Here is a 25,499-nt window from a genome sequence, read left to right on the forward strand (position 1 = left end):
CGGCGCCGCGAGTCGACAGGCGGCGGCGCCGCGAGTCGACAGGGCGGCGGCGAGCGGTTAACGTCGCCCCGTCCGATGCGAGCAGACGACCATGTCGGGGGGCCTGGTCAGGTGCGTGCCATTGATGTCCGCGGATGACCGTTCGCGATCGGCCGGAGCCGCCCGGCGGCCCCGGCGAAGGCGCGCTGCGCTGGCGCTCGCGCTGGTGCTGCCGCTGGCCGGCTGCGGAGGGGGCGGCGGCGACGGCGCGAAGGGCCCGTCCGCGCGGCACGGCGCCCCCGGCGCGTCCGGCCCGTCCGGGAAGAAGGCGCCCGTGACCAAGTCCCCGGACGCGTGGGTCCCCGGCTACGTCGCGAAGATGAGCCTGCGCGAGAAGGTCGGGCAGCTGTTCGTGCCGACGTTCTCCAGCCGCGCGAGCGCCCTGGCGATCATCCGCAAGTACCACGTCGGCGGGTTCATCTACTTCCCGGAGAACTTCGGCTCGCCCGCCGCGACCGCCGAGCAGTCGAACGCGCTGCAGAAGGCGTCCAGGGTCCCGCTGCTGCTCGGCGTGGACGAGGAGCAGGGCATCGTGTCGCGGACGCCGTTCATCACCCGCTTCCCCGGCAACATGGCGCTCGGCGCGACGCGCAGCGCCGCCGACGCGCGCGCCGCCGCGCAGGTCACCGGCACCGAGCTGCGCGCCGTCGGGATCAACCTGGACTACGCGCCGGACGCCGACGTCAACGTGAACCCGCGCAACCCGGTGATCGGGCTGCGCTCGTTCGGCTCCGACCCGGCGCGGGTGTCGCCGCTGCTCAGCGCGGCGATCGCCGGGTACCAGGGCGCCGGGGTCGCCGCGACCGCCAAGCACTTCCCCGGGCACGGCGACACCGCCACCGACAGCCACACCGGCCTGCCGGTGATCACCCACTCGGCGGAGCGGTGGCGCAAGCTGGACGCGCCGCCGTTCCAGGCCGCGATCGCCGCCGGCGTCGACCTGATCATGACGGCGCACATCGTGGTGCCGGGGCTCGACAAGTCGGGCGACCCGTCCACGCTGTCGAAGACCGTGCTGACCGGGCTGCTGCGCGGCGACCTCGGCTACAAGGGCGTGATCACCACGGACTCGCTGCAGATGGCGGGCGTCCGGGAGAAGTACGGGGACGCGGTCGTGCCCGTCCGGGCGATCAACGCGGGCGCCGACCAGCTGCTGATGCCGCCGAGCCTGTCGAAGGCCTACAACGCGGTGCTGGCGGCCGTCCAGAGCGGGAAGATCACGCAGCAGCGGCTGGACGAGTCCGTCACCCGGATCCTCGACCTCAAGCAGAAGCGGGGGCTGTTCAAGGCGCCGCCCGCCGACCCGGCGAAGGCTGCCGAACGGATCGGCACGGCGCAGCAGAAGGCGACCGCGCGGCGCGTCGCCGAGCACGCCGTCACGCTCGTCCGCAACGACCGCGGCCTGCTGCCGCTGAAGGGCAGGAAGGTCAGCGTCACCGGGCCGGACAGCGCCGCGCTCGGCGCCGCGCTGCGCGAGCGGGGCGTCGCGACGGCCGCGCCCGGCGCCGCCGACGTCCACGTGCTGACCACCGTGAACGCCGGGACGGCGACCGCCGCGCGGGTCCGCGCGCTGGCGTCCAAGCCGGTCGTGGTCGCGGCGCTCGGCCGCCCCTACGACCTCGATCACGCCGACGGCGCCGCAGCGGCGCTCGCGACGTACTCCTCCGGCGCGACGTCGATCGGCGCGCTCGCCGGGGTGCTGTCCGGCGCGGTGAAACCGGTCGGGAGGCTGCCGGTGCCGGCGGGCGGGCAACCCGTTGGTCACGGCTTGTCGTATTGATGGACGCGGGGCCCCGCGGGCTGGGAAGATCGGCCCGCCTTCGCACCCCCGGGAGGTCCCCGTGCGCGTTCGTCCGTTCCTGCCCGCTCTGTCCCTGCTGCCCGCGCTGGCCCTCGGCCTCGGCGCCTGCGGCGGAAAGCAGGAGGCGGGGATGCCGCCGCTGACGCCGGAACCGGGCGACTCCCGGCTCGTCGACCTGACCGCCCCGGCCAAGGACAGCCTCCCGGCGCGGCTGGTGCTCTACAAGTTCCTGCGCGGCGTCGCCGCCGGAAATGTCAAGGTCTGCGGCCTGCTGGCCCCCGCCTACGACCGGGCGGCGTTCGGCCGCGCGGGCGGCTGCAAGTCCGGCGGGCTCGCCGCGGCCCGCGCGAAGCTGCGTCCCGCCGACCTGGCCGCGCTGCGCGGCGTGACCGTCCCGACCTGCGACGACGGGCCGGACGAGGGCGAGTACACGGTCGCGTTCGGCGATCTGAAGTGGAAGGGCGACCCGGCGCGTCCCGGCGGCGTCCTGGCCGCGAAGTTCACCCTCCGCAAGACCGGCGCCCGCTGGCTCATCGCCGGCTGACGGACGCGCCCTCAGCAGGCATGCGGAGGTAACGCTCGCGACGGGCCGCCCACCCCGACGACCCGCCGCGAGCGCGTTCAAATACCGAGCTCCGCCAGGCCCGGCAGGTGGGAGCGGGCCGCCTCGCGCGCCTGCTCCGCGGAGCGGGCGCCGCGGGCCGCCTCGGCGGCGCGGCGGCACTCCTCCAGCGTGTGCCGGGCCAGCGCGGCCCGGACGAGCGGGAGGGACGGGGCGCTCATCGACAGCGACGTCACGCCGAGCCCGACCAGGACGCAGGCGAGCGCCGGGTCGGCGGCGGCCTCGCCGCACACCCCGCACGGGACGCCCGCCGCGGCCGCGGGGGCGACCAGGTCGAGCACGGCGGGCTGCCACGGGTCCTGCAGATGCGCGAGGCCGCCGACCTGCCGGTCGGCCGCGCACGCGTACTGGGTCAGGTCGTTGGTGCCGATGCTGAAGAACTCGACCTCCGGGGCGAGGTCGCGGGCGCGCAGCGCGGCGGCGGGCACCTCGATCATGACGCCGGGGTGCTCGATGCCGGCGTCCCGGCAGGCTCCGGCGAAGAACGCGGCCTCCGCCGCGTCCGTCACCATCGGGGCCATGACCTGCAGCTTCACGCTGAGCCCGGCGGCGGCGCGGGCGAGCGCGGCGAGCTGGGCGGCCAGCACGTCCGGGTGCCGGCGCGCCATCCGCAGCCCGCGCTCGCCGAGCGCCGGGTTCGGCTCCTCGCCGGGGGGCGGGAGGAACGCCAGGGGCTTGTCGGCGCCGGCGTCGAGCGTCCGGACGACGACGCGGCCCTCCGGGAACGCCTCCAGCACCCTGCGGTAGGCGTCCACCTGCTCGTCGTCGGACGGGGGCGCCGAACGGTCGAGGAACAGGAACTCGGTGCGGTACAGGCCGACGCCCTCCGCGCCGTTCGCCAGCGCGGCGTCCAGGTCCTTCGGGCCGCCGACGTTCGCCAGCAGCGGAACCGCGTGCCCGTCCTTCGTCGCGCCCGGCCCGGACGTCTCCGCGAGCGCGGAGTCGCGGGCCGCGCCCGCGGCGAGCGCCGCGGCGACCTCCGCCTCGGACGGGTCGAGCCGGACGGTCCCGGCGGAGCCGTCCACGAGGACGCGGGTGCCGTCGGCGAGGTCCGTCGCGCCCGGCAGCGCCACCACGGCGGGCACGCCCATCGTGCGGGCGAGGATCGCGGTGTGGCTGGTCGGGCCGCCCTCCTCGGTGACGAACGCGACGACCTGCGCCGGATCGAGGACCGCGGTGTCGGCGGGCGCGAGGTCCCGCGCGACCAGCACGAACGGCTCGTCGGACTCCGGCACGCCGGGCATCGGCAGGTCGAGGAGGCGGGCGATCGCGCGGTCCCGGATGTCGTCGAGGTCGCTGACCCGGGCGGCCATGTACTCCCCCGCCCCGGCGAGCATCTCCCGGTACACCCCGAACGCCTCGAACACGGCGCGGGCCGCGGCCGTGCCCTCCCCGATCTTGGCGGTGACGCCCTCGGCGAGGCCGGGGTCGCGGGCCATGAGCGCCTGCGCGTTCAGCACGTCCCGGCCGTCAGTGTTGCCGGCCGCCGCCGCGCGCGCGCCGCGCTCCTCAAGGTCGGCGGCGACGGCTTCCAGCGCGGCGAGCGCGCCGTCCCGTTCGGCCGCCGCGTCGCCGCCGTGCCGGGAGGCGGCGTCCGGCTCCGGCACCGCGCCGGCGATGCGCCGCACCGGCCCGGCGCCCACCCCCGGGCTGACGCCCGCGCCGCGCAGGACCTCAGGCACCTTCCGGCTCCGGCGTGGACAGCAGCGCCTCCAGGCTGTCCAGCAGCTCGTCGGCGCCCTCGCCGTCGGCGGACAGCACGACCTCCTCGCCGTGCCGGGCGTCCATGCCGAGCACCGCGAGGATGCTCTTGGCGTTGACGGGCGAGCCGCCGCGCTTGGCCACGGTCACGTCCATCGGGGCCTTGGCCGCGGTCTGGACGAACAGCGCGGCCGGCCGCGCGTGCAGCCCCACCCTGGACTCGATCTTGACGTTGCGCTCGCTCACAGAATCTCCCTTGCGGCGCCGCGCACCCGCAGCGCGGGGCCCGGCTCGACATTGACTTCCTTCAGGTCCGCGACCACGTGGTCCGCCTCGGCGAGCGCCGCCGCCGGCTGGGTGGTGGCGACGCCGACGCAGGTCATCCCGGCCGCCTTCACGGCCGCGACGCCCGCCGGCGCGTCCTCGAACCCGACCGCCCCGCCCGGCGGGACGCCGAGGTCGCGCGCGGCGGCCAGGTACCCCTCCGGGTGCGGCTTGCCGGTGATGACGTCCCCGGCGGTCACCACGATGTCCATCAGGTCGCGGACGCCCAGCGCGGCCAGCAGCCGCTCGGCGTAGGGGCGCTGCCCCGACGTGACGACCGCCAGCGGGACGCCCGCGTCCGCCAGCGACCGCACCAGTTCGACGGCCCCCGCGACGGGCACGTCCTCGGGGACGCCGCCGTCCGCGGTCTCGTACGACACCGCCTGCTCGAACAGCTCCTCGGCGGTGCGGCCCGGGAACAGGTGCGCCAGGTCCTCCAGCACCTCGATGCCGCGGCGCCCCGCGAACGAGGAGATCAGCGCGTCGTCGTACGGCACACCGTGCGCCTCGAACAGCCGCGACCACATCACCCGGTTGCGCGGCTCGGTGTCCATGAGGGTGCCGTCGAGGTCGAACACCGCCGCGCGCAGGCCGATCAGCGCCATCCGGTCAGCTCCATGTGAACAGCTCGGCCCCCTTGACGACCTCGCCCGTCTCGACGACGTCCGACAGCGCGTCGGCGCCGGCGTCCAGCGCCACCACGGCGCAGATCGGCGAGCGGCCGCCCGCCTCGATGACGGCGGGGTCCCAGGCGACGACCCGCTGGCCGGCGGTGACCTGGTCGCCCTCGGCGACCAGCAGCTCGAACCCCTGGCCCTTCAGCTTGACGGTGTCGATGCCGAGGTGCACGAGGACGCCGTGCCCCTCCTCGTCCACCACCACGTAGGCGTGCGGGTGCAGCTTGACGATCGTGCCGGTGACGGGGGCGATGGCGTGTCCGGGGCCGCGCTCGGGATCGACGGCGGTGCCCGGGCCGACCATGGCCTGGGCGAACACCGGGTCCGGGACGCCGGCGAGGCCGACCACCCGGCCGGCGACCGGTGACAGTACTCGGGTCATGAGCGGGGGTTCCTTCGGGTCAGTCGAGGATGTCCTCGATGTCGCTGGCGATGGTGTCGGCCTCCGGGCCGACGACGACCTGCACGACGGTGCCGCTGCGCATGACGCCGAACGCGCCCGCCTTCTTCAGCGCCGCCTCGTCGACCTTGCCGCCGTCGGAGACCTCCGTGCGCAGCCGGGTCGCGCAGGGCTCGATGTCCACGATGTTGTCGGCGCCGCCCAGCGCGGCGACGATGGCCTCGGCCTTGTCCATGTCGTTCTCTTCTCTCGGTGCGTCCGGTCAGTCCGTCTGGGTGACCTTGTTGAGGCCGCGCGGGACGTCGGGGTCGACGCCGAGCCGGCGGGCCAGGTTCTCGACCATGATCTGGCCGGGGACGATGAGGGCCGGCGGCGCGACCCATTCGGGCAGGCCGGGGCCGGGCAGCGCGGCCGTGCAGGCGGCGGCGAGGCCGTCGCCGCCGCCGACGCCGAACGCCTTGGCGCCGGCGCTCTCGACGCGGCGCGCCAGCGCGATCGTGCCGGAAAGCGTCGGCCCGGAGCCGGCCGCGACCAGCAGCGCGGGGGTCTGCGCGTCGACCACGGCGATCGGGCCGTGCAGCAGGTCGGCGTAGGACAGGCCCATGGCGTGCAGGTAGCACGCCTCCTTGATCTTCAGGGCGAGCTCCAGCGCGGTGCCGAACGCGATGCCGCGCCCGGACACGACCGCGCCGGGGACCCGCGCCAGCTCCTCGACGATCTCGGGCAGCGCGGGGGACGCCTCGGTCTCGGCGATCATCCGCGCGACCTCGTCGGGGACGCGGCGCAGGTCGTCGACCACGACGTCGGCGCCGAGCCCGAGGCCGAGCACCGACAGCGCGGCGAGCTGGGTGGTGTAGGTCTTGGTGGCGGGCACGGCGATCTCGTCGCCGGCCTCGGTGACCAGCGCGACCTCGGCGGCCTCCGCCAGCGGCGACCCGGCGCCGTTGGTGACGGCGACGGTGCGGGCGCCGCAGCCGCGCGCCCAGTCGAGCGTCTCGACGATCTCCTCGGTCTTGCCGGACTGGCTGATCGCGACGGCGAGCACGCCGGACAGGTCGAGGCGCCGCTTGTAGGTCGTCGCGACGGACGGGGCGGCGAGGGTGCCGAGCCGCCCGGCGTGCGACTCCACCAGGTAGCGGCCGTACACGGCGGCGTTGTCGGACGAGCCGCGCGCGATGAACAGCACCTGCCGCGTCTCGCGGGCCAGCGCCGCGATGTCGGGCGTGCGCGGCAGCAGCGCGTCGATCGTCCGGCGCAGCGCGTCCGGCTGCTCACCGATCTCGGCGCGCATCTGACTGGTCATGATCTGCCTCCGAAGAGTTCCTGCCCGTTGATCCAGGTCGTACGCGCCCGGTGGTCCGGCCCGAGGTGGACCAGGTCGGCGGCCGCGCCGGGCGCGATGCGGCCGAGGTCGGGGCGGCCGATGAGGTCGGCCGGGACGCGGGTGGCGGCGTCGACCGCGGCGGCCGGGTCGAGGCCGAGGCCGATCGCGTTGCCGACCGCCTCGTCGAGGCGCAGGCCGGACCCGGCGATGGTGCCGTCGGCGCGCAGCGGCGGCCCCTGCTCGGGCATGGTGATGGGCTCGCCGCCCAGCTCGTAGGTGCCGGGCGGCATCCCGGCGGCGGACGCGGCGTCGGTGACGAGCACGACGCGCCCGGCGGCGGCGCGGAACACCAGCCGCGCCGCCTCCGGGCCGACGTGGTGCAGGTCGAGGATGAGGCCGGGGTGCAGCCGGTCGTCGATGAGCGCCTGGACGGCGACGCCGGGGTCGCGGTGGTGGACGCCGCTCTGCGCGTTGAAGATGTGGGTGACCTTGCGGGCGCCGGCGTCGGCCGCTTCGGCGGTCCGCGCGGCGGTCGCGTCGCTGTGCCCGACGCTGACCAGCACGCCGGCCTCGGTGAGGCGGCGGATCGCGGCGAGCGCGCCGTTCCGCTCGGGCGCGAGGGTGACGAGCTTGACCAGCCCGGTCTCCAGCAGCGTCTCGACCGCTTCGGGCGTCGGGTCGGTGAGGTGCGCGGCGTTGTGCGCGCCCTTGCGCTTCTCGGAGAGGAACGGCCCCTCCAGGTGGACGCCGAGCACGCGGGCGCCGGACGGCAGCTTCGGCAGCAGGGCGCGGGTGCGGCGCAGCGCCTCGGCCTGCGCCGCGACGGGCGCGGTGATGAACGTGGGCAGGAACGCGGTCACGCCCGTCTCGGGGAGCCGGGTGACGACCTCGCGCCAGCCGGCCTCGTCGGCGTCCACCATGTCGTGCCCGAAGTACCCGTTGACCTGGAGGTCGACCAGGCCGGGGGCGAGCAGCCCGTCGGCCAGGCGCACGTCGGCGCCGGGCGGGGCGCCCTCGCCCGCATCGGTGATGACACCGTCCTCGACGCGGACGTATCCCGGGGAGACGACGCGGGTAGGACCGTCCGCGGGGGTCATGATCACGCGCTCCGCGGTGATCAGCAGTGATGCCATGGGGGTGCACTCTCCGTGATGCGACCGGCCGCCGCCTGCGCGGCGAACTGGTCTAGTCCGGACTAGACCAGTACGCACCATACTCCACGAATCGGATGGAGCTGAAGATGTCGGCCCGAACTCATCCGGGATCGGCCCGGGACCCTTGGTCGCGAACGTTCGCGGCGCCGCGCCGGATCGGCCGCGCCCCGACGCCGGCCGGGGAGGCTCCGCCGCAGGCCCGCCCGGACGCCCGGCCGGAGCCCGCCACATGAGCCCTGACCTGCACGTTCAGCTGATCTTGACCCCCCGGGCCCGTGACCCGGTCGTTACGGTTCCCAGCATTGACATGGCTTTCCATCATGTGGTCTAGTCCGGCCTAGACCAGTACTAACCAAGTCGAGTCCCGCGTCACCCCCATTCTTCCCGTCAATCCCGTCGATACGGCCGCAGAGGCCATCGAGGACACCCCCAGTGACGACCATCGATCCGCACAGCCCCGTCCCGAAGTACTTCCAGCTGCGCGCCATCCTGCTCGACCTCATCGAGAGCGCCGAGCTGCCCGTCGACGCCCCGATCCCCTCGGAGCGCGAGCTGTGCGTGCGGTACGGGCTGTCCCGCATGACCGTCCGGCAGGGCGTCGACCAGCTCGTGTCGGAGGGGCGGCTGTACCGCGTCCCCGGCAAGGGCACCTTCGTCGCCCGGCCCAAGATCGAGATGCCGTTGCGGCTCGTCTCGTTCACCGAGGACATGCTCGCGCGCGGGCTGCGGCCCGGCGCCGTCGACCTGGACCGCCGCACCGTCCCCGCCGACGCCCGGCTGGCCCGGATCTTCGAGGTCGAGCCCGGCACCGAGATCCACATCATCGAGCGGCTGCGCACCGCCGACGGCGACCCGATGGCGCTCGAACGCGCGCACATCCTCGCCTCGCTCGCCCCCGACCTGCTGGACCGCCGGCTCGCCGACCGGTCCCTGTACGGCGTCCTCGAAGCGGTGTACGGGCTGGTCTTCGACGCCGGCGACCAGACCATCGACGCCAGCCTGGCGGACGCCGCCGACGCCAAGCACCTCCAGATCCCCAAGGGCAGCGCCGTGCTGCTCCTGCAGCGCCGCTCCTACACCGGAGGCGTCTGCGCCGAACTGGGCGTGTCCACCTACCGGGCGGACCGCTACCAGATCCACACGGCACTCGGAAATCCCCCGCCGCACTCCTGACACGACTTCGAGGAGGAACATCCCGATGACTTCGACCACCGTGGACGCCGCGCCGCGGCGGGGGTCGCGCGCCCTCGCGGTGCTGCAGCGGATCGGCCGCAGCCTCATGCTGCCGATCGCCGTGCTGCCCGCCGCCGCGCTGCTGCTCCGCTTCGGCCAGCCGGACATGCTCGGCAAGGACGGCCTCGGCTGGATCCGGGTCGCCGAGGTCGTCGGCGGCGCCGGCCAGGCCCTGTTCGACCACCTGCCGCTGCTGTTCGCGGTCGGCGTCGCGATCGGCTTCGCCAAGAAGTCCGACGGCTCCACCGCGCTCGCCGCCGTCGTCGGCTACCTGGTCTTCGACCAGGTCACCAAGATCATGTTCTCGCACTCGGCCGACCTCAAGGGCCAGGTGCTGATCACCAAGGTGACCGACGGGACCGCGGCGCCGGCCATCGACTTCGGCGCCAAGAACCCGACCGACGTGCTCGGCGGCATCCTCATCGGCGTCGTCGCCGCACTGCTCTACCAGCGCTTCTACCGCGTCAAGCTGCCCACCTACCTGGCGTTCTTCGGCGGCCGCCGGTTCGTCCCGATCGTCACCGCGCTCGCCGCGCTGGTCCTCGGCGTGCTGATCGGCTTCATCTGGCCGGTGTTCGGCGGCTGGCTCACCGACTTCGGCAACTGGATCACCGGCGCGGGCGCCGCGGGCGCCGGCATCTACGGCGTCGTCAACCGCCTGCTGCTGCCGTTCGGCCTGCACCACATCCCGAACTCGCTCATCTGGTTCGTGTTCGGCTCCTACAACGGCCCGGACGGCGTCGTCCACGGCGAGATCAACCGGTACCTCGCCGGCGACCCGCACTCGGGCGGCTTCCTCGCCGGGTTCTTCCCCGTGCTGATGTTCGGCCTGCCCGGCGCCGCGCTCGCGATGTGGCGCGCCGCGCCCCCGCACCGCCGCTCCGCGGTCGGCGGCATCATGATCTCCGCCGCGCTCACCGCGTTCGTCACCGGCGTCACCGAGCCGATCGAGTTCGCGTTCATGTTCGTCGCGCCCGTGCTGTACGCGGTGCACGTCGTCCTCACCGGCGTGTCGATGGCGATCCTCAACGCGGCCGGCGCCCAGCTCGGCTTCGGCTTCTCGGCGGGCGGAATCGACATGCTGCTGAACGCGTCGAAGGACAACACCAAGGGCCTGCCGCTGATCACCGGCATGGGAATCCTCTATTTCGTCATCTACTACTTCCTGTTCAAATTCCTGATCGTGAAGTTCGACTTCGCGACTCCGGGACGCGAACCGGAGGACGTGGAGTCCGTCGCCGCCGACCCGGGCTCGAACCCGGAACTGGCGGGCGGCGAGAAGAAGGCGCCCCGCCGCCGCAAGCAGGCCACCGCCCGGGAGGCCGAACCGGCCGACTCCCCGACCACGACCTGACCTGCGCCACGCCCCCTCGACGGCGGCGGGCCGCCCCCAGCGGGGCGCCCGCCGCCGACCCCCCGCCCAGTACGGCCCTCGCCGTCACCAGGACCCACACGTCCTCTTGCGGTCCCCGGGCGAAGAACAGCAGCGCCGGAACGGGCAGCGCCGAGCAGCGGTCCCGGTACAGCTTCGCCCCCCGATACCCCCGCCGCTCCGCGGCGAGCGCCAACCGGTCCAGGTGCCGCGCCGCCGTGTCGCGCCCCCGCAGGGTCCGCCACCACGCCCCGACCCGTGCCGGACGCGAACTCTCGATCACCATCGATCGACCACCGCCTCCCATCTCGGTCCCCCGACGTGCGCGCGTCCTCAGCACGCGACCACCGACCACACCCACTTGCCGTGCGGCGGCGTCGGATCCACCCCGCACCGCAGCGACAACGCCGCCACGATCGGCAGGCCCCACCCGCCGGTACCGTCGTCGTGGCCGGGGTCCAGGGCTTTCGCGTCCGGCTCGATGTCCGCCAGCGTCAAAGCCGCCACCGGCCGGGCGATCGGTCGCTCATCCGACCCGTCCCACACCCGCAGCACCAGCCCCGGCCCCTCCCGCCAGCACTGCACCCGGACCCGCCCGTCCGGCGCGACCGCCATCGCGTTCGTCACCAGCTCAGCCGCGATCAGGAACACGTCCGACTCACGAGCCACCATGCGCCACGACGCCAGCCGCGGCCCCAGCAGCGTCCGGACCTCGCCCACAGCGGTCGGAGCCGCCAAGAACGAGTGATCCAGCAGATTCGACGCCGCCACCACGTCGGCGCTCACCGGACCCACCCCCGAGCATCGCCGGACCCTCCGGTGCCGTCTTGAACGAGACCACTGCGATCACCTCCGGTCGCCCTACCAGCGCGACTTTAATGGATATCGCGATAAGCACACAAGTGGTTCGCACGAAGGAGCGGCACCAGAGCGCGGCGAGAACGAGCCCAGGTGGTCAGGCAGGCATTCGATAGACGAGTTCGTACAGGTGAGAGCCCTTGACCAGCACCGAGACCTCCACGGGCCGGTCGTCGTGGGAGTAGGCCACGCGGAACTGCCGGATCACCGGGACCTCAGGCAGGACGAGGAGGTCGACCTCTTCGCTGGTCGGCATCCGCGACGAGACCGCATCCGCGAAGTGCAGCACGTCATAGCCCAGGTCAGCGAGCACACGGTGTGCGCCGCCGGGGATTCTCTGCGACCCGGCAAGCTCGGTCCCGCTTGCCAACTCCAGCGGGTAGTACGACCACTCGACTTCAACGGGCCGACCACCGTGGCGTAGCAGGCGGCGCCGTAGCAACACCCGATCGCCGTCCGCGATGCCGAACCCAGCAGCGACCGCGCTCGGGGCCGGAACCTCCCCAACCTCCAACAGTTCGTAGGAGTACCCGCCAGGGGCCGGTGCGAAGTAGGCCCCGACCTCTACGCGGAACGGCTGGCGGTCGCGGACGTACACGCCCTTGCCCTGACGGCTCGACAGGTAGCCCTCAGCCTTGAGTACCGCAAGCGCCTTCTGCACTGTCGTGTTGGAGACGCCGAACTCCGCGACCAGATGCGCCGTGGAGGGCAGTTGCGTTCCCGGCGCCAGGTCCCCAGCCATGATCCGAGCCCGCACTTCCGCTGCCATCTGCTCATACGGCGGCCGGCCATCTGCGCGTCGCGTCAACGTCGTCAACCCGCGACCAGCCGATACCGCAGGTGACGGCCTTCCGCGAGCATCACCATGACCGACGCTTCGAACGGCGCTCCTTCCGCGTTCAAGCACGTCCGAGACAAAACGATCACAGGCGTCCCAACCGGCGATGCCAACTCGGCCGCCTCATCGCCGGTCGCGCCCCGGAACGCGATGTCCTCTCGCGCCTCATGCACCCGGTAGCCCAGGTTCGCAAGCAAGGTCACGGCGCCACCCTTGATCTTCCCGGTATCGGCCAGAGCGGTCCCGCCCGCGACCTCCATCGGGTACCACGAGTCCGTCAGTTCGACGGGCTCTCCGTCCAGCAGCATCGCCCTGCGGCGCACCACCGCAACAGCACCCGACTCCAGGCCCAGCGCCGAAGCCACGTCCGAAGGCGGGACCTCTGCCGATACATCCCGCAACCGCTGCGTGCCTACCCGGCCGGCCTGCGCAGCCTCCTCTGACCAGGCGTCACCTTGGCCCTCCTGTCGGGGGGACAGGTAGGGAAGCGAACTCACAACCCACACGACACTCACCCTTCGCGTCCTAGAACTTCTCGCGATTTTCATTATGGACGCGCTCGACTCTCTTAAGAGCCGACTTGCCGATCATGCGCCGCAACGGTAGGTACCGCTGCGGCGCGCGCCGCACAGGGCCCGTGAACAGCCGGCAGCCCCCACGGCGGCCACGACGAGGCGTCGAGCGGACGCTCGGCCCAGCGCAAGTGGCCGCAGTCGGCCATGGACGTATTTATTCGCAGCCTCGCGACTCCAGTTCAAAAACGAGTCGGGAGGCTCTCGATGCGTCACCGTCCAGCCAAGCGTCCTGCGGTCCGAGTCGTCCCCTACCGCGCCGTACCGCCACGCGCCGTCCCGTCACAGCGGACGGACGGTGCACTGGCGCTCGACCCCGTCCAGACGGGCGCGAGGCGTCGGCCCGCCGCGTCCGAGCAGAAGCCGGAGGCGCCGCCGGGCAGCGTTGTGCGGCCGCTCCGTCGAGCGGCGCCGGGGCCCCTGCGGGTGGTGCGGCCCGGTGACGGGGTGGACGCCGAGGTCCGGGCCGTCGCGGACGCGACGCTGCGGATCGTCGTCGAGGTGCTGGCCGGGACCCGTCCGCCGCACCAGCTGTCCCTGGTCGCCACGCCCGCGGTGTGCCGGGGCCTGGCGCCGCATCGCCGGGCCGTGCCGGACGGGCGGCGGATCGTCCCGCCGCGGGTGCTGTCCAGCCGCGTCCAGCGGCCGTCCCCCTCGGTCGCCGAGACGTCCGCCGTCGTCGTCGTGGGAGGACGCGTGCACGCCGTCGCGCTGCGCCTCCAGCACCTGCGCGGACGGTGGCGCTGCACCGCCGTCGAGACCACCGCGCCCTGACATGCGGCGAGGCGGCCTCCCGGACGTCCGGAAGGCCGCCTCGCCGGCGCGCGGGACCCTACTTCTTGCTGCGCGGGTCGCCGTGGCAGCGCTTGAACTTCTTGCCGGAGCCGCAGGGGCACGGGTCGTTGCGGTTCACGCCCGCGTACTCGTCCTCCGACTCCTCGGTGTGGTGCTCCACGCCGCCCTCACCGTCGACGGTGGGCGCCGAGTAGTCCAGCTTCTTCGGCCGCTTCGGCTCGTCGAGGCCCTTGGCGTGGATGACCGGCTCCTCCTCGGCCTCCGCCTCCGCCGGGACCTCGTCGACCGGCTCGGCCTCCTCGGTCTCCTCGCCGGACGGGGCGGTCTTGGCGACCGACACCGGCTTCGCGCCGACCTGCGGGGCCTCCGGCTGCTCCTCCACCTCGACCTCGAGGTTGAACAGGTAGCCGACCGACTCCTCCTTGATGCCGTCGAGCATCGCGTTGAACATGTCGTAGCCCTCGCGCTGGTACTCCACCAGCGGATCGCGCTGCGCCATCGCCCGCAGGCCGATGCCCTCCTGCAGGTAGTCCATCTCGTACAGGTGCTCGCGCCACTTGCGGTCCAGCACCGACAGCACGACCCGGCGCTCCAGCTCCCGCATGACCTCGGGGCCGAGCTCCTCCTCGCGCTTGTCGTACGCCTCCTGCGCGTCGTCGCGGATCTTCGCGGCGAGCGTCTCCGCGTCCAGGCCCGAGATGTCGCCGCCCGCCTCGTCCTCGACCAGCTGGTCGACGGTGAGGCTGATCGGGTACAGCTGCTTGAACGCCTTCCACAGCTTCTCGAGGTCCCAGTCCTCGGCGAAGCCCTCGTTGGTGGCGCCCGCGACGTAGCCCGCGACGACCTCGTCGATCATCCGGCGGACCTGGTCGTGCAGGTCCTCGCCCTCGAGCACCTTGCGGCGCTCGGCGTAGATGACCTTGCGCTGCCGGTTCAGCACCTCGTCGTACTTCAGGACGTTCTTGCGCATCTCGAAGTTCTGCTGCTCGACCTGGCTCTGCGCCGAGCGGATCGCGTTCGAGACGATCTTGGATTCGATCGGCACGTCGTCCGGGATGTTCAGGCGCGTCATGATCGCCTCGACCCGGGCCGAGTTGAACAGCCGCATCAGGTCGTCCTCCAGCGACAGGTAGAACCGGGACTCGCCCGGGTCGCCCTGCCGGCCGGACCGGCCGCGCAGCTGGTTGTCGATGCGCCGCGACTCGTGCCGCTCGGTCGCGAGCACGTACAGGCCGCCGATCTCGACGACCTCCTCGTGCTCGCCCTTCACGGCCTCCTTGGCCTTCTCCAGCGCCTCCGGCCAGGCCGCCTCGTACTCCTCCGGAGTCTCCAGCGGCGACAGCCCGCGCTGGTGCAGCTCCAGGTCCGCGCGGAAGTCGGGGTTGCCGCCGAGCATGATGTCGGTGCCGCGGCCCGCCATGTTCGTCGCGACGGTGACGCCGCCCTTGCGGCCCGCCTCCGCGACGATCGCCGACTCCTGCTCGTGGTGCTTGGCGTTCAGCACCTGGTGCGGGATCCCGCGCCGCTTGAGCATCTTGCTCAGCTTCTCGGACTTCTCCACCGACGTCGTGCCGACCAGGACCGGCTGGCCCTTCTCGTGCCGCTCGGCGATGTCGTCGACCACGGCCTCGAACTTGGCCTGCTCGGTCTTGTAGACGACGTCCGCGACGTCCTGGCGGATCATCGGCTTGTTCGTCGGGATCGGCACCACGCCGATCTTGTAGGTCTTGTTGAACTCCGCCGCCTCGGTCTCGGCGGTACCGGTCATCCCGGACAGCTTGCCGTAGAGCCGGAAGTAGTTCTGCAGGGTGATCGTGGCGAGCGTCTGGTTCTCGTCCTTGATCGCCACGCCCTCTTTGGCCTCGATGGCCTGGTGCATGCCCTCGTTGTAGCGGCGGCCGTGCAGGATGCGGCCGGTGAACTCGTCCACGATCAGGACCTCGCCGTTCATGACGACGTAGTCCTTGTCGCGCTTGTACAGCTCCTTGGCCTTCAGCGCGTTGTTGAGGAAGCTCACCAGCGGCGTGTTCACCGAGTCGTAGAGGTTGTCGATGCCGAGGTAGTCCTCGACCTTCTCCACGCCGGACTCGGTGATGCCGACCGTGCGCTTCTTCTCGTTCACCTCGTAGTCGCCGGGGCCGTACTCGTCGACCTGCCCGGCGGTGCTGATCAGCTCGGCCCGCTTCAGCCGCGGGACGATCTTGGCGAACTCCGAGTACCACTTGGAGTTCTGCTCGGCCGGACCGGAGATGATCAGCGGCGTCCGGGCCTCGTCGATGAGGATCGAGTCGACCTCGTCCACGATCGCGTAGTTGTGCCCCCGCTGGACGCACTCCTCCAGGCTCCACGCCATGTTGTCGCGCAGGTAGTCGAACCCGAACTCGTTGTTCGTCCCGTAGGTGATGTCGGCGTTGTAGGCCACGCGGCGCTCGTCCGGGGTCATCTGCGGGAGGATGACGCCGACCTCGAGGCCGAGGAACTGGTGGACGCGGCCCATCCACTCGGCGTCGCGCTTGGCCAGGTAGTCGTTCACCGTGACCACGTGCACGCCCTCGCCGGACAGCGCGTTCAGGTACGCCGGGAGCACGCAGGTCAGGGTCTTGCCCTCACCCGTCTTCATCTCCGCGATGTTGCCCATGTGCAGCGCCGCCCCGCCCATGATCTGGACGTCGTAGTGGCGCTGGCCGAGGACCCGCTTGGCGGCCTCCCGGGCGGTCGCGAACGCCTCGGGGAGCAGGTCGTCGAGGGTCTCCCCCTCGGCGATGCGCTCGCGGTACTTGTCGGTCAGCTCACGCAACTCGGCGTCGGACATGTCGACGAAGTCTTCTTCGATCGAGTTGACCTGATCCGCGAGCTTCTTGAGCTTGCGCAGAATTTTTCCCTCGCCCGCACGAAGGATCTTATCGATGACTGGCGGCACTCTCGAAGGCTCCTTGCAGATCGTGGTTCACCGCACCCGGCGGCACGCACACCACTCGTACGATGCCCATCGTAGGCGAGACCCAGAATGGTCTAGGTCACTCCGCAGCGCAATCCACGGCCGCGCCGTTTGACGGGCGGGGCCGGGGAGAAGATCTGAGGCACCATCGGAGGGAGGCTCAATGTCGGAAGAGTCGCACGGGTCCCACGCCGGCCGGCCGGGTTCCTGGGTCGCCGTCACGATCATCTTCATCGGCTTCGTGGTGGGCGGTGTCGCGCTCTGCATCGGCCCCGCGTGGGTCATGTTCTGGGTCGGCGTCGGGATCATCGTCCTCGGCCTGCTGGCCAGCTGGGCGGTCCACCTGTTCTCCGACGTGGTGCTGGACGCCCCGCGGGTGATTCCCGAGATCGTCGACTACACGCTCTTCGGCTCGCGCAGCACGAAGCGGCGCGGCGGCGACGCCGGCGAGACCCTCGACCGCCCCACCGCCACCGACCCCCAGCAGACCCCCCACGGCTGACCGCCCCCGCCCCCTCGCCCGAGCAACGCCCCGGCTCCACCGCCCGCACGAAACCCCGCGACGCCCAACCCCCGAACCCACAAGGCAACCCGCACCTAAGGCCCGCCCACGGGCGCGGTCAGGCGGGGCCGGTTTTGAGGGCGGCGTCGACGAGGGCGCGGTCGACGCCGTCCGGGACGATCCGCTCGACGCGGACGTCGTCGCAGCCGACCCACGCCGCCGCGCGCCACAGCGCCGTGGCGAGGGCCGCCGCGGACGCCTCGGCGCGGCCGGCGGTCCGGGTCGCCCACGGCTCGAACGACACCTGGCGGGCGACGAGGGTGCCGCCCTCGCGCGCCGGGTCGACCCGCCCGAGCAGCCGCCCGCCGGCGAGCAGCGGCATCGCGAAGTACCCGTGGACGCGCTTCGCCTTCGGGACGTACGCCTCCAGCCGGTGGTCGAACCCGAACACGCGGGACGTCCGCGCGCGGTCCCACACCAGCGAGTCGAACGGCGACAGCAGCGCGGTGGCGTGCCGTCCGCGCGCCGGGGAGGCGAGGGCCTCCGGGTCGGCCCAGGCCTGCCGCCGCCAGCCGGCCACCTTCACCGGGACGAGCCCCGCCGCCTCGACGACCGCGGCGACCTGGTCCTGTTTGAGCCGGTAGTAGTCCGCCAGGTCGCTCCGCGTCGCCACGCCGAGCGCCCTCCCAGAACGCGCGACGAGGGCCGTCAGGCACGCCTCGTCGTCCGGGTCCTGTGCGAGCAGTTCCGCGGGGACGGCGCGTTCCGCGAGGTCGTAGACCCGCCGCCAGCCCACCCGCTCGACGCACACGGCCTCGCCGATGTCGAGCAGCCACTCGATGCCGATCTTGTGCTCGCTCCAGTCCCACCATTCGGTGCTGGCCTTCGCGCCGCCGAGCTCCTTGGTGGTCAGCGGGCCGTCGGCGCGCAGCCGGGCCCGGATCTCGTCGCAGACCCCTTCGGGGACCTTGTGCCAGCGCCAGCCGCGCCGCAGGTAGGCGCGGCGGCGGAACGCGAACAGCGGCCAGTCCCGCATGGGCAGGATCGACGCGGCGTGCGCCCAGTACTCGAACGCCCCGAACGAGCCGTTGCCCCAGTAGGCGGTCTCGATCGCGCCGCGTCCGACCGGGCCCAGGCGCGCGTACGGCACCAGCTCGTGCGATCGGGCCAGTACCGAGATCGTGTCGAGCTGGACGGCGCCGAGCCGTTCCAGCATGCCCGTCACGCCGCCCCTGGGCCGCGCTCCCAGGAACCCCTGGGCGCGCAGCTGGAGCCGCCGTGCCTCGTCCGCGCTGAGCTCTGCCTCGACCACGCCCGCGATGCTAGGCCACAACACCGACAAAACCACATTGCCGGTAACCCACCGCCGCGGGACGTACCGGCTCACCGCGGCGGCGCGACACGTTCCCCGCTGCCGATCGGCGAGAAACAGCCGACCTACCCGCCGTCCGCCCGGCCTCGACCAGCAGCGGAGCGCTATGCCCGCTCAGCCGGTGGCGGGCGGGCATGCGTCGGCGGGGTCAGGTGATCTCGAGGAGTTTCTCGCGGACGGCGTAGACGACCGCTTCCATGCGCGAGTGGAGCTGGAGCTTCTCGAGGATGTTGCGGACGTGGTTCTTCACCGTGTTCTCGGAGATGAACAGCTCCCGCGCGATCTCCCGGTTGCCGAGACCGCGGGCGACGAGCCGCAGCACCTCCATCTCGCGCTCGGTGAGGCGGGGCGCGGGGACCTGCTGGGTGCGCTCCTCGCTCCGCTTGGCGAGCGCGGCGAACTCGGTGATCAGCTTGGACGCCATCGACGGGCTGATCAGCGACTGCCCGCCGTGCACGGCGCGGACCGCCTGCGGGACCTCGTCGATCGAGATCTCCTTGAGCAGGTAGCCGCTGGCCCCGGCCTTGATCGCTTCGAAGAGGTCCTCCTCCTCGTCGCTGATCGTCAGCATCACGATCTTGGCGCTGGGCGCGGCGGCCTTGATCGCGGTGCACGCCTCGATGCCGCTGCGGCGGGGCATCCGGATGTCCATCAGGACCACGTCGGGCAGCAGATCGCCGGCCATCTCGACCGCCTCGTGGCCGTCGCCGCCCTCGCCGATGACCTCGATGTCGTCCTCGGCCTGCAGCACCATCTCCAGGCCGCGGCGGAACAGCGCGTGGTCGTCGACGATGAGCACGCTGATCGGGTCGGCCGCATCGCCCGGCCGCGCGGCCCGCCGTTCGGCAGGGGTGGCGGCGGCGCCGCCCTGCCGGGGCACCGTCACGGCTTCGCGAGCCTCGGGATTCTCGCTCACCTGAGTCGCGGCGTGGAGGAGACGCCGCTTCCCCCCTTCACTGTCAGTGATCTGAAACTACCGGAGGGTCGGGGCTCCAGGGTCGCCCCCGGAGTACTTCGCGGATCCGGGGTCGCCCCCGGGGCGGACGGGCGGGAGCCGCCTCGGCGCACCGCCGAGGGCGGCAACTGCCCCTCAGCCCCTACGTTACGGGGTTTTCCGCCGTTCCCAGCGTCTCGCGGGGCCGACGTCTCCTGACAAAATCCGGGAGGGCCGGCCGGCCCGGACGCGCCGCGCCGCCCGGCGGGGCGCGCGGGCCGTCCGGTGCCGTGCCGATCGCGGTGCCGCGTCCGCGTCGTCGGACGCCGCTCCTCACTCCTCGACGAGCCTGATCACTCCGTAGTCCCAGCCCCTTCTGCGGTAGACGACCGAGGGATGCCCGGTGGCCTTGTCGCGGTAGAGGAAGAAGTCGTGCCCCACGAGCTCCATTTCGAAGAGGGCCTGCTCGATGCCCATCGGCTCGGCCTTGTGGAACTTCTCGCGGACGACGACGGGCCCGTCGCCCTCCATCGGGATCGGGACGATGCTCTCGTCCGCGCGCGCCCCGGCCCGCGCGGTGGCGGTCTTGTCCGCGGCCCCCCGCGCGGCCTCCTTCTCGGCGACCGCCGCGGCGGTGCGCCCGCCGCGGGGCTCGGGTGCGGGAGCGGTCATCGGCGCCGGCTCGGGGAGCGGTTCCATCGTGGCGAGCTTGGCGCGGCCCTTGCCGCCGTGCGCCTTGCGGCGCCCGCAGTCGCGGCGCAGCCGCGACTCCAGCTTGTCGAGCGCCAGGTCGAGGGCGCCGTAGCGGTCGTCGGCGGCGGCCTCGGCCCGGATCACCGGGCCGCGGGAGCGGATCGTGAGCTCCACACGTTCGCGCTGGTCGGCGAGCCGCGGATTGCGTTCCTCAGACACCTCCACATCCACGCGGATGACCTTCTGGTCGAGCCGCTCGATCTTGGCCAGTTTGCTGTCGACGTGCCGCCGGAACCTGTCGTTGACCTCGGTGTGCCGGCCCCTCACGATGATGTCCACGCGGGACCCCCCTTCTCCCGGTTGCGATTCACGCCCGGTCCGGGACCCCTGATGGCCCCGTACGGGCACCACAGCACGGTGGGTCGCACCCGCCCGGCCGACCTGGTCTTCGTCCCCACATCCGCCTGCTGAGGGGCTCGCGGCGCTCTCGCCACTACTGCCCTTCTCCCGGTTCGGGGGATGTCGGATCCCCCGACGGGGCAGGACTTACCTCTAAGGCGCACCGTGATCGGTCGACGAGAAGTCGCCTTACGTGGGCCGTTTCGCCTGCGCCTGGCATCGGCTAGCCGGATCGTCTGCCGTGCTCCTGACGAGCACTGCGATCCGACGCAACCACGGACCCGGGCGGGTGCCATGTCAGGAACGCTAACCCCTTACGCCACGAATGTCAGGGGGGTGAGGCGAGGAAAAACTCACTGAACGTCATCGAGAGCCGCCGCTGCGCCGTCCCCCGCCCCGTCGCGGCCGTGCGCCCGAGGCCGCGGAGGCCCCTGGTGCCGGGCGGTCCGCGCCGCCGTGCCGTGCAGGTCAGGCCTGCGTGCTCGCTGGGAGAGTTTGGGAAATCTGTACTTCTGGCTTGTCGCAATGTGACCCGGATTACCCCCTATGTCGTTGACCGGAGCACCGATCGCCGCCGCCCGGCGCGGCTACGTAAGGTAGCTACCTGCCCTGGCAGGGAGCCGCCGTGAAGAAAGTCACCATCCCCGGCGCAGCGGGGTCGCCGCCACGGTCGCCGCCGCCGCGACGTCCGCGCCCGCCGCCCGCAGCGCCCGCGCCGCCTCCGCCAGCGAGGCCCCCGTCGTGATCACGTCGTCGACCAGGATGACGCTCCGCCCGGCGAGCGGCGCTCGCGCGACCGCCACCAGCGCACCGTTCAGGTTGTCCCGGCGTGCCTTCGCCCCGAGGCCCGCCTGGTCGGCGACCGGCCGGCACTGGCGCAGCCCGGCCACCGCCACCGCCGGGACGCCGCCCGCCCGCAACCGCCGCACGGCCACCGCCACGGCCTGCCTCATGGGATCGTGCCCGCGCCGCCGCGCCGCTCGCCGGCCCGACGGAACCCACACGATCGGCACCGGTTCCGAGGCGGGGTCGTGCGGTGGAACGTGTGGGGGCTGGTCGGGTAGGGCCGCGTCCAGCGCTATGGCCAATGCTTCTCCCAGTGGGACGGCCAGGGCCGTTCTCCCGTGCTCCTTGTAGGCGGAGAAGATCTTCTGGACGGCGCCCTCGTAGGCGGCGACCGTCCAGGGAGGCGGGAGGCCCGGGGGCGCCGGACGCGCGGGACGGGCGGGCCCGTACAGCGGCGCGGCGCAGACCCCGCACAGCAGGCCGGGCTCGCCGCCGCAGCCGGCGCAGGTCTCGGGGAGCAGGAAGTCGATCAGGTCGCCGAAGAAGCTCATGGCCTCGACGATCCCGGCCGGCGCCGGCACTCGGAAGTCCCTCGCCGAAATGTGGATAACCGGTCCGCGAGATCATCCACATTTCCGCGTTCGGCTGCGCGCGGTTCCCGGCTCAGTGCGCGTAGCTGGGGTCCCGGGCCGCGGTCGGGCAGATCCACTGGCTGTACGACGTGACGGGCGGGCGCTGGCGGCACACCTGGTCCTTGCCGGACGACCAGGTCCCGATCAGGACCGCGGAGCCTGGGGCCGCCGCGATGGTGCGGGGTTCGCCGAGGGCGCCGACGCCCATGGACGTGATGGCGCTGCCGTTGACGGGCATCAGGTACGGGAGGGTCTGGGAGTCGCGCTTGGCGCGGCCGAGGACGGCGAGGGTGTCGTAGTCGCGCCACGCCAGGTCGACGGCGGTCTGGAGCTCGGACGAGACGGGCAGGAACGACCCCACGTCCAGCGACCCGTCGGGAGCGGTGGCTATCCGGCCGATCTGGACCTCGGGCCGCCCGTCGACCCGGACGATGACGGCGGCGCGGACACCGTCGCGGGCCACGTGGAACGCCAGCACCTGGCGCCCGCCGAGGCCCCAGTGCCCGGCCTTCACAGGCGCCTTGCCCGGCCGCCGGACCCACAGCCACGACGCCTTCGGGGTGCTCTCGACCGTCCACAGGGTGCCGTCGCGGCTCCAGGAGGGCGCGGTGAAGCTCGCGCCCTGGTGGGCGTTCAGCAAGACGTGGACGGCCGGGCTGCCCGCTACGGGCCCGGCCGTGACGAGCTGGCCGCCGTCCGTGCTGAGCCCGGCCAGTTCCTGGTAGTTCGGCGATACGGCCGGGTGTGACAGGCGTCCGGCGGCGCCGGTGACGACGGGCTGGGCACGGTCGCCCTGGAGGGTGCCGATGAAGCCGGCGGTGCCGGCGACGTAGGCGGTCTGGCGGACCTGCTCGTCGGGGTCCTGGCCGTCCGGGGAGTTCCCGTCCCAGGCGTGGACGGACTGGGTGGCGTCGGAGCCGTCGGGCGTGATGGTCTCGCCCTCGATCTCCAGGCGCCAGCGTTTGATCTCCGAGAGCTGCCGCAGCGTCCAGCTGAGCTGGGCCGACATGCGCTCCACGTTGCCGTCGCGCGCCTCCTGCGTGAGGTCGACGACCGCGAGGTCCTTGTCGATGCGGACGCTGCCGCCGCGCAGCCTGGTGCCCTTGGGGAAGGCGCTCTGCACGGCCCCGTTGAGCCAGGACGTGGGGCCGGACAGGAGCGCCTGCACCAGCTGGGTGGGCAGCGTCTCGCGGTCCACCACGGGCAGGAAGATGCCGTTGGGGACGAGAGTGTGCTCGTCGGGCGCGAAGAAGTACAGGTTGACGGTGCGCATGGCGCGCTCGACGTCGTCCTTGGTGAGGAAGAGGCCGGCCTTGTCGTTGCCGGGCAGCCCGGTGATGCGCCATACGCCCTGTTGGGTCTTCGCCAGCTGGAAGTCCTCTTCAAGGCTCTTGGGGGCGGCGGTGTACTGGCCGTCGGAGTCGATGGTGCCTAGCTGGTCGCCGGTGACGTGCACGGTGGCCTGGTTCGCGGACGTCTGCTCCACGTGGGAGTCGACCGTACGGCTCGACAGGACGTCCACGTAGGGCCTGAGGCCCGGGTCCCAGGCGTTGGGGGTGCTGAGGTACTCCTTGGCGACCTTGTGGCCGTCGTCGAAGCTCGCGGAGGCGGTGAGGAAGCCGGAGACGATCTGGGTGGGCCCCCAGTCGGGCTGGGGGCTGACGGGGATGAGGCGGACGTACGGGTCGTCCACGCGTTCGGCCTTCTCCGCGGGCTTGCCGGTGACGACCTGCCCGCCCGTGGGCACGTTGGCGCATCCGGCCACGCAGAGGACCAGGACGACCGCGGCGGCGACGGCGGGCCGCACCCGCCGGGCCGCAACACGCCGCGCCGTATGGCGGTCGGTGGTCAATCCCCCGCCTCCAGTTCGGCGAAGAGGGGGCGCGCGTCACCGGCACCTGGCGGGACGAGCGGGAGGGGCGATCCGCGCAGTTCGGCACCGGCGACGCGGGGCAGCGACAGGCGGAACTGGGAGCCGACGCCGGGTTCTCCCCAGGCCTGGAGCCATCCGCCGTGCAGTTGCGCGTCCTCCCTGGAGATGGACAGCCCCAGCCCGGTGCCGCCGGTAGTGCGCGCGCGGGCGGGGTCCGCGCGCCAGAAGCGGTCGAAGACCATCTGTCCCTCCCCCGGTTTGAGGCCGACGCCGTGGTCCCGCACGGCGACGGCGACGGCGTCGCGGTCGGCGGCCACCGACACGACGATGTCCTCGCCCTCGCCGTGCTCGACGGCGTTGACGACGAGGTTGCGCAGGATCCGCTCGACCCTGCGCCGGTCCACCTCGGCCATGCAGGGCTCCCCCGGGAGCTGCAGGACGACCTTGCTGCCCTTGCGCTCCGCGAGGCCCTGGATGTCGCCGACTACGCGCAGCACCAGATCGCGCATGTCGAGCGATTCGGCGTCGAGCGTGGCGGCGCCGGCGTCGTGGCGGCTGATCTCCAGCAGGTCGGCCAGCAGCGACTCGAACCGTTCGAGCTGGCTCTGCAGGAGCTCCGCGGACCGCCCGACGGCGGGGTCGTCGAAGGTGTCGCGGTTCTCGTAGAGCATGTCGGCCGCGATCCTGATGGTCGTCAGGGGCGTGCGGAGCTCGTGGGAGACGTCGGAGACGAACTGGCGCTGCAGCTGCGACAGGTCCTCCAGCTCGCCGATCTTCTCCTGGAGGTTGGCGGCCATGTCGTTGAAGGAGCGGGCCAGGCGCGCCAGGTCGTCCTCCCCGCGCACGCGCATGCGCTCTTCGAGCCGTCCCGCGGCGAGCCTCTGCGCTCCTTGCGCGGCCAGCCGCACCGGTATGACGACCTGGCGTGTCACCAGGGAGGCGATGGCGGCCAGGAGCAGGACCAGGACGACGCCCACGCCGACCATGGAGCGGCTCACGTTGGTGAGGGTCCTCTGCTCCTGGTCCAGAGGGAACAGGTAGTACAGCTCGAACTGGCCGGACTTGCCGCCCACGATGAGGCCGCGTTCGGACGGGTGGCCTCCGACATAGGTGAGCTTGCCGTAGGTGTAGGCGCGCGCCCCTCCGGGGGCGTGCTTCATCTCGTCCCTGAGGCGCTTGGGGACGCTCTCCTTACGGAGCTCATTGGTGGCGTATCCGTCGAAGTACTCGGCGGTGGTGTCCCGGATGTACACCTCGTACAGGCCGGACGGGCCGCTGCGCGCCTTCAGGCGGTTCACCACGGCGTTGAGGCGGCTGCCGTCCTCCGACGCCGGAGACGGGCTGGTCCCCAGGTCCCGCTGTACCTGCGCCAAGCCCTCGTCCAACTGGAGACGGGCCGCCTTGACCTTCCCGTCCATGAGCGCGGTCGACACCTGCTGCATCAGGAACACGCCCAGGATGGCCACCACGATCGCCGAGATGAAGAGCGTGGAGGTGACCACCCGTACCTGGATGGAGCGGCGCCAGCGCATGTAGGCGCGGCTGGCCGTGCCGCGCAGGACGCGCCGGAGCGTCGCCAGCCCGTACCGGACGAGCCGCTTCACCCTGGACATGTCGGCCTTCACGAGGGGTCCCGGCGGGGCGGTGTCGCGGTCATGGG

23 protein-coding genes are annotated in these 25,499 nt (G+C 72.6%); 6 read left to right on the forward strand and 17 right to left on the reverse strand.

Annotation, left to right across the window (positions count from 1 at the left end):
• Nucleotides 1–124: 124 nt before the first annotated feature.
• A complete protein-coding gene (locus F8568_RS00705; protein ID WP_151590085.1) occupies nucleotides 125–1,819 on the forward strand; it encodes a glycoside hydrolase family 3 protein in 1,695 nt (564 codons plus the stop codon).
• Between the two features lie 61 nt (nucleotides 1,820–1,880).
• Nucleotides 1,881–2,384, forward strand: a complete 504-nt coding sequence (locus F8568_RS00710; protein ID WP_151590087.1) for a hypothetical protein — start codon at nucleotides 1,881–1,883, stop codon at nucleotides 2,382–2,384.
• A gap of 77 nt (nucleotides 2,385–2,461) precedes the next feature.
• Here the strand turns inward: F8568_RS00710 and ptsP are convergent, their stop codons facing one another.
• The 7 genes from ptsP to nagA are packed head-to-tail and all read right to left on the reverse strand — an operon-like array spanning nucleotide 2,462 to nucleotide 8,021.
• Complete coding sequence (gene ptsP, locus F8568_RS00715; RefSeq protein ID WP_151590089.1) at nucleotides 2,462–4,144, reverse strand: phosphoenolpyruvate--protein phosphotransferase; 1,683 nt, start codon at nucleotides 4,142–4,144, stop codon at nucleotides 2,462–2,464.
• Nucleotides 4,137–4,409 carry an HPr family phosphocarrier protein gene (locus F8568_RS00720; protein WP_151538612.1) on the reverse strand — a complete coding sequence of 91 codons (273 nt, stop codon included), beginning with the start codon at nucleotides 4,407–4,409 and terminating at the stop codon, nucleotides 4,137–4,139. Before F8568_RS00720 ends, ptsP begins: the two co-directional genes overlap by 8 nt.
• Complete coding sequence (locus tag F8568_RS00725) at nucleotides 4,406–5,092, reverse strand: HAD family hydrolase (protein ID WP_151590091.1); 687 nt, start codon at nucleotides 5,090–5,092, stop codon at nucleotides 4,406–4,408. The genes F8568_RS00720 and F8568_RS00725 overlap by 4 nt, the downstream gene beginning before the upstream one ends.
• 4 nt (nucleotides 5,093–5,096) lie before the next feature.
• Nucleotides 5,097–5,546: a PTS sugar transporter subunit IIA gene (locus F8568_RS00730; protein ID WP_151590093.1), complete on the reverse strand. Its 450-nt coding sequence runs from the start codon at nucleotides 5,544–5,546 to the stop codon at nucleotides 5,097–5,099.
• A 19-nt stretch (nucleotides 5,547–5,565) separates the two neighbouring features.
• Nucleotides 5,566–5,799: a glucose PTS transporter subunit EIIB gene (locus tag F8568_RS00735; protein ID WP_151590095.1), complete on the reverse strand. Its 234-nt coding sequence runs from the start codon at nucleotides 5,797–5,799 to the stop codon at nucleotides 5,566–5,568.
• Between the two features lie 27 nt (nucleotides 5,800–5,826).
• Nucleotides 5,827–6,867: an SIS domain-containing protein gene (locus tag F8568_RS00740; RefSeq protein WP_151590097.1), complete on the reverse strand. Its 1,041-nt coding sequence runs from the start codon at nucleotides 6,865–6,867 to the stop codon at nucleotides 5,827–5,829.
• Nucleotides 6,864–8,021: an N-acetylglucosamine-6-phosphate deacetylase gene (gene nagA / locus F8568_RS00745; RefSeq protein WP_151590099.1), complete on the reverse strand. Its 1,158-nt coding sequence runs from the start codon at nucleotides 8,019–8,021 to the stop codon at nucleotides 6,864–6,866. Before nagA ends, F8568_RS00740 begins: the two co-directional genes overlap by 4 nt.
• 453 nt (nucleotides 8,022–8,474) lie before the next feature.
• Between nagA and F8568_RS00750 the strand changes: the two genes are divergently transcribed.
• Together F8568_RS00750 and F8568_RS00755 are read left to right on the forward strand one after the other, a co-directional pair.
• Nucleotides 8,475–9,215, forward strand: coding sequence for a GntR family transcriptional regulator (locus F8568_RS00750; RefSeq protein ID WP_151590101.1), 741 nt, complete (start codon nucleotides 8,475–8,477; stop codon nucleotides 9,213–9,215).
• A gap of 25 nt (nucleotides 9,216–9,240) precedes the next feature.
• Entirely contained in the window at nucleotides 9,241–10,629 is a 1,389-nt protein-coding gene (locus F8568_RS00755) for a PTS transporter subunit EIIC (protein WP_151590103.1), read from the forward strand.
• 351 nt (nucleotides 10,630–10,980) lie between these two features.
• On the opposite strand, the gene F8568_RS00760 is transcribed toward F8568_RS00755, so the two are convergent.
• From F8568_RS00760 to F8568_RS00770, 3 genes are all read right to left on the reverse strand, one after another.
• Nucleotides 10,981–11,433, reverse strand: coding sequence for an ATP-binding protein (locus F8568_RS00760; protein WP_151590105.1), 453 nt, complete (start codon nucleotides 11,431–11,433; stop codon nucleotides 10,981–10,983).
• A gap of 169 nt (nucleotides 11,434–11,602) precedes the next feature.
• Nucleotides 11,603–12,274 carry a GntR family transcriptional regulator gene (locus F8568_RS00765; RefSeq protein WP_202124341.1) on the reverse strand — a complete coding sequence of 224 codons (672 nt, stop codon included), beginning with the start codon at nucleotides 12,272–12,274 and terminating at the stop codon, nucleotides 11,603–11,605.
• Nucleotides 12,275–12,318: 44 nt separating this feature from the next.
• On the reverse strand, nucleotides 12,319–12,891 hold the full coding sequence (locus F8568_RS00770) for a GntR family transcriptional regulator (RefSeq protein ID WP_151590107.1): 573 nt from the start codon (nucleotides 12,889–12,891) through the stop codon (nucleotides 12,319–12,321).
• Nucleotides 12,892–13,122: 231 nt separating this feature from the next.
• On the opposite strand from F8568_RS00770, the gene F8568_RS00775 reads away from it, so the two are divergent.
• Entirely contained in the window at nucleotides 13,123–13,689 is a 567-nt protein-coding gene (locus F8568_RS00775; RefSeq protein WP_151590109.1) for an Rv3235 family protein, read from the forward strand.
• A gap of 58 nt (nucleotides 13,690–13,747) precedes the next feature.
• On the opposite strand, the gene secA is transcribed toward F8568_RS00775, so the two are convergent.
• Entirely contained in the window at nucleotides 13,748–16,630 is a 2,883-nt protein-coding gene (gene secA / locus F8568_RS00780) for a preprotein translocase subunit SecA (RefSeq protein ID WP_151590111.1), read from the reverse strand.
• A gap of 181 nt (nucleotides 16,631–16,811) precedes the next feature.
• Between secA and F8568_RS00785 the strand changes: the two genes are divergently transcribed.
• Nucleotides 16,812–17,150: an HGxxPAAW family protein gene (locus F8568_RS00785; RefSeq protein ID WP_151590113.1), complete on the forward strand. Its 339-nt coding sequence runs from the start codon at nucleotides 16,812–16,814 to the stop codon at nucleotides 17,148–17,150.
• Nucleotides 17,151–17,268: 118 nt separating this feature from the next.
• On the opposite strand, the gene F8568_RS00790 is transcribed toward F8568_RS00785, so the two are convergent.
• The 6 genes from F8568_RS00790 to mtrB all read right to left on the reverse strand — a co-directional run bounded on the left by F8568_RS00790 (nucleotide 17,269) and on the right by mtrB (nucleotide 25,452).
• Nucleotides 17,269–18,462, reverse strand: coding sequence for a winged helix-turn-helix domain-containing protein (locus tag F8568_RS00790; protein WP_328600659.1), 1,194 nt, complete (start codon nucleotides 18,460–18,462; stop codon nucleotides 17,269–17,271).
• Between the two features lie 208 nt (nucleotides 18,463–18,670).
• The gene (locus F8568_RS00795; protein WP_456236956.1) at nucleotides 18,671–19,321 is read right to left on the reverse strand and encodes a response regulator; all 651 of its coding nucleotides are present in this window, start codon (nucleotides 19,319–19,321) and stop codon (nucleotides 18,671–18,673) included.
• Between the two features lie 468 nt (nucleotides 19,322–19,789).
• Complete coding sequence (hpf, locus tag F8568_RS00800) at nucleotides 19,790–20,488, reverse strand: ribosome hibernation-promoting factor, HPF/YfiA family (RefSeq protein WP_151590115.1); 699 nt, start codon at nucleotides 20,486–20,488, stop codon at nucleotides 19,790–19,792.
• A gap of 695 nt (nucleotides 20,489–21,183) precedes the next feature.
• Complete coding sequence (locus F8568_RS50105; RefSeq protein ID WP_202124342.1) at nucleotides 21,184–21,915, reverse strand: ComF family protein; 732 nt, start codon at nucleotides 21,913–21,915, stop codon at nucleotides 21,184–21,186.
• Between the two features lie 82 nt (nucleotides 21,916–21,997).
• Nucleotides 21,998–23,818: an LpqB family beta-propeller domain-containing protein gene (locus F8568_RS00810; RefSeq protein ID WP_202124343.1), complete on the reverse strand. Its 1,821-nt coding sequence runs from the start codon at nucleotides 23,816–23,818 to the stop codon at nucleotides 21,998–22,000.
• On the reverse strand, nucleotides 23,815–25,452 hold the full coding sequence (gene mtrB, locus F8568_RS00815) for an MtrAB system histidine kinase MtrB (protein ID WP_151590117.1): 1,638 nt from the start codon (nucleotides 25,450–25,452) through the stop codon (nucleotides 23,815–23,817). The genes F8568_RS00810 and mtrB overlap by 4 nt, the downstream gene beginning before the upstream one ends.
• Between the last annotated feature and the right edge of the window lie 47 nt (nucleotides 25,453–25,499).

The organism is Actinomadura physcomitrii (genome assembly GCF_008923205.2).
GTDB lineage: Bacteria > Actinomycetota > Actinomycetes > Streptosporangiales > Streptosporangiaceae > Spirillospora > Spirillospora physcomitrii.

Excerpts from the sequence above, each read along its gene's own strand:
- F8568_RS00705 (WP_151590085.1), top strand. The coding sequence starts at position 125 with ATGTCCGCGGATGACCGTTCGCGATCGGCCGGAGCCGCCCGGCGGCCC.
- F8568_RS00725 (WP_151590091.1), bottom strand. The coding sequence starts at position 5,092 with ATGGCGCTGATCGGCCTGCGCGCGGCGGTGTTCGACCTCGACGGCACC.
- F8568_RS00730 (WP_151590093.1), bottom strand. The coding sequence starts at position 5,546 with ATGACCCGAGTACTGTCACCGGTCGCCGGCCGGGTGGTCGGCCTCGCC.
- F8568_RS00735 (WP_151590095.1), bottom strand. The coding sequence starts at position 5,799 with ATGGACAAGGCCGAGGCCATCGTCGCCGCGCTGGGCGGCGCCGACAAC.
- F8568_RS00740 (WP_151590097.1), bottom strand. The coding sequence starts at position 6,867 with ATGACCAGTCAGATGCGCGCCGAGATCGGTGAGCAGCCGGACGCGCTG.
- nagA (WP_151590099.1), bottom strand. The coding sequence starts at position 8,021 with ATGGCATCACTGCTGATCACCGCGGAGCGCGTGATCATGACCCCCGCG.
- F8568_RS00755 (WP_151590103.1), top strand. The coding sequence starts at position 9,241 with ATGACTTCGACCACCGTGGACGCCGCGCCGCGGCGGGGGTCGCGCGCC.
- F8568_RS00765 (WP_202124341.1), bottom strand. The coding sequence starts at position 12,274 with ATGGCAGCGGAAGTGCGGGCTCGGATCATGGCTGGGGACCTGGCGCCG.
- F8568_RS00770 (WP_151590107.1), bottom strand. The coding sequence starts at position 12,891 with ATGAAAATCGCGAGAAGTTCTAGGACGCGAAGGGTGAGTGTCGTGTGG.
- F8568_RS00775 (WP_151590109.1), top strand. The coding sequence starts at position 13,123 with ATGCGTCACCGTCCAGCCAAGCGTCCTGCGGTCCGAGTCGTCCCCTAC.
- F8568_RS00785 (WP_151590113.1), top strand. The coding sequence starts at position 16,812 with ATGTCGGAAGAGTCGCACGGGTCCCACGCCGGCCGGCCGGGTTCCTGG.
- mtrB (WP_151590117.1), bottom strand. The coding sequence starts at position 25,452 with ATGTCCAGGGTGAAGCGGCTCGTCCGGTACGGGCTGGCGACGCTCCGG.